We start from the raw sequence: 5496 nt of genomic DNA on the forward strand, positions 1-5496 counted from the left end.
AGAGACAGGCCCCCAACCCCTCGGGCCGAGCCGGCGGCACGCCGACCCGCGCGGCCAGTGTGAGCGCGAGCCGGGCCGCGACCGCCGACACGACGGCCGCGAAGGCACCCCGCCCCCAAGAGGCCCCGTAGGCCTCGGCCAGCGCCGCCACCTGGGCGAACAGCACGAACACAAGGGTGATGACACCGAACGGCCCGATGTCCGACTGCTTCATGATGCGCAGCGCGTCCGCCGCCGGCTNNCGTCCGCGGTGTCGGCGAGCCCGTCGAGATGGAGGCCGCGCGTCAGGGCGGCGGGCACGGCGGCGGAGGCCACGGCCGCGAGCAGCGGCCCCGCGCCGAGGACCAGCAGGAACAGACCGAGCGCCGCGGCGGCGAGACCCACGACCAGCCCGGCGACGGGCGCGCACAGCATCCCGGCCCGCGCCGCCTCACGGTCCCACCGCGTCACCGCGACGGGCAGCACGGTGAGCGTGCCGAAGGCGAAACGGAGGCCGTCGGACCAGGAGGTTCCGGGAGTTTCCGGCGGGGGCGTGGACACCGGCGCAGGTTACCCGGCGGCCCGGAAGCCGCCCACGGCAGCCGCGGATAAAGTGCGCACATGGGTCATTGGTGGACAAGGAACATCACCGAACCGGGAAAGCTGCCACTGCTGCTGGCGCTCTCCTCCTTCGTACTGACCTTTGTGATCACCCGGATCGTCGTCCGGATGATCCGCGCGGGCAAGGGCCCCTTCGGCAACGTCGAGGCCGGCGGCGTCCACATCCACCACGTGGTCCCCGGAGTCGTCCTGACCGTGATCGGCGGCTTCGGCGCGGTGGCCAGCGGCCGGCACGGCTTCGGCTCGGCCGCGTTCGCCGTGGTGTTCGGCATCGGCGCGGGTCTTGTCCTCGACGAGTTCGCGCTGATCATGCATCTCGACGACGTCTACTGGAGCGAGGAGGGCCGCAAGAGCGTCGAGGTCGTGGTGGTCACGGCGGCCCTGGTGGGCCTGATGCTCAGCGGCTTCCTGCCGTTCGGCGTCAACGACCTCACCGAGGACGAACTGCAGGACCGCGCGGGCGTCATCGTGAGCATCGGGCTGAACTTCCTCATCTCGCTGCTCGCCCTGAGCAAGGGCAAGGCGCGTATGGCGATCTTCGGTGTGATCGTCCCGCTCGTCGCCCTGGTCGGCGCGATCCGCCTCGCCCGCCCCGGCTCGCCGTGGGCCAAGCGCTTCTACCGCAGACGGCACCGCGCCCGGGCCAAGGCCCAGCTGCGGGCCTACCGCCACGACCGCCGCTGGGCGGGCCCCCGCCGCAAGGTTCAGGACTGGATCGGCGGCAAACCGGACCCGGAACCCGTCCGGTCCCTGCCCGGCGGCCGGTGACGCAGCCCGGAGATCCCGCACAGCACCAGCACGGCCGCGATCGCGGCCAGATGCTCCCTGCCCGCCAGGTTCTCCTTGAGCAGCACCTCCACCACCATGGCCGCGACGACGACCCCCGCGGTGACGTACGCGCGATAGCGCCGGCAGAGGAAGACCGCGAGCCCGACCACGGCCGCCGACGGCCCGGTGTCCACGACCAGCGAGTCCGAGGCGGGCAGCCCCAGAAAGCCGTGCGGGCCCAGCGCGATGCCCACGCGCGCGTAGAGGGTGCCGGCCAGCGTGGCGACGTACGCGATGACGAGCGTGCGCCACCGGCCCAGACAGATCTCGGCGATCCCGAACACGAGCAGGATCTGCGCGAGCGCACCCCACACGGGCAGGTCCAGAGCCGGTACGAAGAGGGAGAGCGGGGTGCGCAGAAGGGCGAGCCAGAGCGGGTCCTCAGCGCGTACGGCACCGATGTTCTGGACGAACTGGTAGCCCCACGGCTGGTTCTGCACGTACTGCGTGAGCGCCGTCAGGCACACCGCGGCGACGGTCATGGGGATCGCCCGCAGGCGCCGCTCGACGAGACCCGCGCGCACGGCCGCGTACAGCGGGCCCCATTCGCGGCGGGCCAGTCGGACGAGGGCGCTCATGGGCGCGCGCCGCTCTGTCCGCGCGTGCTCATCGGCGCGCACCGCTCTGCTCACGCGTGCTCATCGGCGGGCGGCCACGGGTCCGTGCGTACTCGTCCGGCTCATCTGCGCGTACTCATCTGTGCGACTCCAGGTGCTTGCGGTGCAGCCACTTCGGTAGGCCCGGCGCCTCCAGGAACCCCTCCGCGCGGGCCGCGGCGATGCCGATGCGCGGCAGGTCACCGCTCTTCTCGAAGAGCAGGAACCGCGGTTCCCAGATGGGCCGGTACTTGGCGTTGGCGCGGTACAGCGACTCGATCTGCCACCAGCGCGAGAAGAAGCTGAGCAGCGACCTCCACAGCCGCAGTACCGGGCCCGCGCCGAGACGCGCGCCACGTTCGAAGACGGAACGGAACATCGCGAAGTTGAGCGAGACCTGCGTGATCCCGATCTCGGGGGCCTGCTGGAGGAGCTGGATGACCATGAACTCCATCAGCCCGTTCTCGGAGTCCCGGTCCCGCCGCATCAGGTCGAGGGAGAGCCCGTGCGGCCCCCAGGGCACGAAGGAGAGCACCGCTCGCAGCTCGTCCGCGCCTTCCCCCGCCCGGCTGTTCGTGCATTCGAGCATCACGCACCGGCCGTCGCCCGGATCCCCGAGCCGCCCCAGCGCCATGCTGAAGCCCCGCTCGGTCGCCCCGTCCCGCCAGTCGTCGGCCCGCTTCAGCAGGTACGCCATCTCGTCGGCCGGGATGTCCTCGTGGCGACGGATGCGGACCCGGTAGCCCGCGCGCTGGATGCGGTTGCAGGCCTGGCGGACGGTCCGCATGGCCCGCCCGTCGAGCGTGAACTCGGCCGTCTCGACGATCGCCTCGTCGCCGAGCTCCAGCGCGTCGAGGCCATGGCGCGCGTAGATGGTCCCCGCCTCCTCGCTCGCGCCCATCACTGCCGGGATCCAGCCGTGGGCGCGTGCCTCGGCGAGCCAGGGGTCGATGGCGCCGGGCCACGCCTCGGGGTCGCCGATCGGGTCGCCTGAGGCCAGCGAGACACCGCTCACGACGCGGTAGACGACGGCTGCCTTGCCGGTCGGCGACCACACCACGCTCTTCTCGCGGCGCAGCGCGAAGTAGCCGAGGGAGTCACGGTCACCGTTCCGGTCGAGCAGCGCCCGCAGCCGCTCCTCGTCGCCCTCGGTGAGCGGGTCGACGGCACGGCGGGAGCGGAAGGCCGCGTAGAAGACGGCGAGGACCAGCAGGGTGCTGAGCACGTTGATGGTGACGTTCACCCAGTTGGGAGTGGTGATCCCGGGGAAGCGGGCGTCGTCGGCGGCGACCGAGATCAGCCGCAGGGTGCCGTAGCGCCAGCGGTCGGGGAAGGTCGAGCGGTCGGCGTCGTGCGCGTCGTTCGTGACGGTCACCAGGAGCGCGGCGAGCAGCGAACAGAGCAGCAGTCCGCCGACCGCCACGGCAGCCGCCAGCTTCGGGTTCGAGCGGTCGCCCTTCGCGTAGAACTCGCGCCGGCCGACGAGGAGGGACGCCACGAAGGCGGCCGTCAGGGCGAGGGAGATCCAGTTCTGCGGGTACGCGCGGATCTCCGGAAAGACCATCGCGAAGGCGAACAGCAGCAGGAAGAGCCCGCTGAGTACGAGGTTGAGGATCCAGGCGGCTCGTTTGCGGCGGCGCATCGTGATCGCCAGGAACATCGTGAACGCACCCGACGCGAAGCCTGCCGTCAGGAGGTACGGGGTGAAGTAGTTCTCGGTGTTGTGGCGGCGCACGTCCTGGCCGAGGGAGACCCAGACGGCGCTCAGGAAGTTGAGGAACGCGACGAGGCGGAGGTACCAGACGGCGAACGAGGCGGCTCGCCGTGAGGCGGGGGTGGTCGGGCGGGCGGCGTCGCCTGTGCGGGCGGGGGCCCGCGCTGGCTCCGGAGCCGGGGTTTGCTTGACGGCGGTTCGGGCGCTTCCCATGAAACGGGATCATATGGGGCACTACGGTGTGTGAGTGTCTATGGGGAGCGGTGGTTCGGTCGGGGGCGGGTGCGGGTGAGTTGGGGGTGCCCGCGCAGTTCCCCGCGCTCCTAAAAGCAGGGGCTGCGCCCCATGCTTTTGTCTTTTGAGGGGCGCAGGGAACTGTGCGAGCAACCCCAACCGACCCGCACCCGACGAACTACCCCCAGCCGCTATTCCTTCTCGGGGTCCTCGGAACTCTCGGGGTCCTCGGAACTCTCCGGGCTCTCCGGCAGCTCCGCCGCCAAGGCAGCCGCGGCCTGAACCAAGGGCAGTGCGAGCAACGCCCCCGCCCCCTCCCCAACAGTCACCCCGTGATCGAGAAGCGGCTCAAGAGCCATCCGATCGAACGCCTTCGCCTGGGCGGGCTCACCACTGGTCTGCCCCGCCAGCCACCAGTCCGGCGCCCGGAAGGCGACCCGCTGCCCGACCAGCGCGCACGCGGCCGAGACGACTCCGTCAAGGATCACCGGCGTCTTCCGCGCGGCACTCTGCAGCAGGAACCCGGTGATCGCGGCAAGATCCGCCCCGCCCACCGCCGCGAGCAACTGCAGCTGATCCCCGAGAACCGGCCGAGCGCGACGCAGAGCGTCGCGAACCGCCGCACACTTCCGCATCCAGGCGAGGTCGTCGATGGCCCGCCCGCCACGCCCGGTGACGACCGACGCGTCGGTGCCGCACAGCGCCGCGATCAGCACGGCCGCGGCGGTGGTCCCGCCGACACTCACGTCCCCGAGCACGACGAGATCGGTCCCGGAGTCCGCCTCCTCGTCCGCGACGGCGACCCCCGCGAGGAAGGCGGCCTCCGCCTCCTCCAGGGTCAGCGCGTCCTCCACGTCGATCCGCCCGGAGCCACGTCGCACCCGATGCCGTACGACCTCGTCGGGCAGGCTCTCCGGCTCGCAGTCGAGCGCCATGTCCACCACGCGCACGGGCACCCCGAGCCGCCGGGCCAGTACCGAGACGGGGGTCGCGCCGTCGAGCACGGCGCGCACCAGCTCGTCCGCGCTCCCCGCGGGCCGCGCCGACACCCCCAGCGAGGCGACCCCGTGGTCACCCGCGAACAGCACCACACGCGGACGCTCGATCGCCCGCACCGGCACGGCCGACTGCGCGGCGGCCAGCCACTCACCGAGGTCGTCGAGGCGGCCCAGGGCCCCGGGCGGCACGACCTGCCGCTCCCGGCGCGCCTCGGCGTCACGGCGTACGCCACCGTCGGGGCGCTCGATCAGATCGGTGAAGTCGTCGAGATTAAGCGAGCTCATTCGCCGAACAGTACCGGCAGTGATCGGGCCGGTCTCCTGACGGTCGGTCAGTGCGCTGCACAGGGTCGTTGCATCGAAGATCGCTATCCCATACGTTCCGGTTTGCAGTGGATTGTCATACCGGTTTGTATCGACCGGTAGTAGCTCATATCAGCCTCTACAAGGTCGTACCGCGTCGGACCGGCAGGAGCAGACAGACCATGCCCCCCACACCCGCAACGCCTCCCGCACCCGCCACACC

At 71.4% G+C, this 5496-nt stretch carries 5 protein-coding genes and 1 pseudogene; 1 reads left to right on the plus strand and 5 read right to left on the minus strand.

Features of this window, described 5'->3' with window-relative positions; translation table 11 throughout:
• The coding region (locus AOK17_RS53180) for an adenosylcobinamide-GDP ribazoletransferase (protein ID WP_245697846.1) at nucleotides 1–240 on the minus strand (240 nt) is incomplete at both ends.
• Nucleotides 241–242: 2 nt separating this feature from the next.
• Nucleotides 243–540: pseudogene (locus AOK17_RS53185) on the minus strand (adenosylcobinamide-GDP ribazoletransferase); the annotation flags it as partial.
• 60 nt (nucleotides 541–600) lie between these two features.
• Between AOK17_RS53185 and AOK17_RS46095 the strand changes: the two are divergent.
• Nucleotides 601–1368, plus strand: coding sequence for a hypothetical protein (locus AOK17_RS46095; protein ID WP_055618620.1), 768 nt, complete (start codon nucleotides 601–603; stop codon nucleotides 1366–1368).
• Here AOK17_RS46095 and AOK17_RS51835 read toward each other — a convergent pair.
• The 3 genes from AOK17_RS51835 to cobT all read right to left on the minus strand — a co-directional run bounded on the left by AOK17_RS51835 (nucleotide 1305) and on the right by cobT (nucleotide 5255).
• Nucleotides 1305–2006, minus strand: coding sequence for a hypothetical protein (locus AOK17_RS51835; RefSeq protein WP_055618621.1), 702 nt, complete (start codon nucleotides 2004–2006; stop codon nucleotides 1305–1307). The two genes, AOK17_RS46095 and AOK17_RS51835, sit on opposite strands and share 64 nt — an antisense overlap.
• 115 nt (nucleotides 2007–2121) lie before the next feature.
• Nucleotides 2122–3951, minus strand: coding sequence for a phosphatidylglycerol lysyltransferase domain-containing protein (locus AOK17_RS46105; RefSeq protein WP_055618622.1), 1830 nt, complete (start codon nucleotides 3949–3951; stop codon nucleotides 2122–2124).
• Between the two features lie 212 nt (nucleotides 3952–4163).
• Nucleotides 4164–5255 carry a nicotinate-nucleotide--dimethylbenzimidazole phosphoribosyltransferase gene (cobT, locus tag AOK17_RS46110; protein ID WP_055618623.1) on the minus strand — a complete coding sequence of 364 codons (1092 nt, stop codon included), beginning with the start codon at nucleotides 5253–5255 and terminating at the stop codon, nucleotides 4164–4166.
• Nucleotides 5256–5496: the final 241 nt, after the last annotated feature.

Origin of the sequence: Streptomyces phaeochromogenes (genome assembly GCF_001418655.1) — a bacterium.
GTDB lineage: Bacteria > Actinomycetota > Actinomycetes > Streptomycetales > Streptomycetaceae > Streptomyces > Streptomyces phaeochromogenes.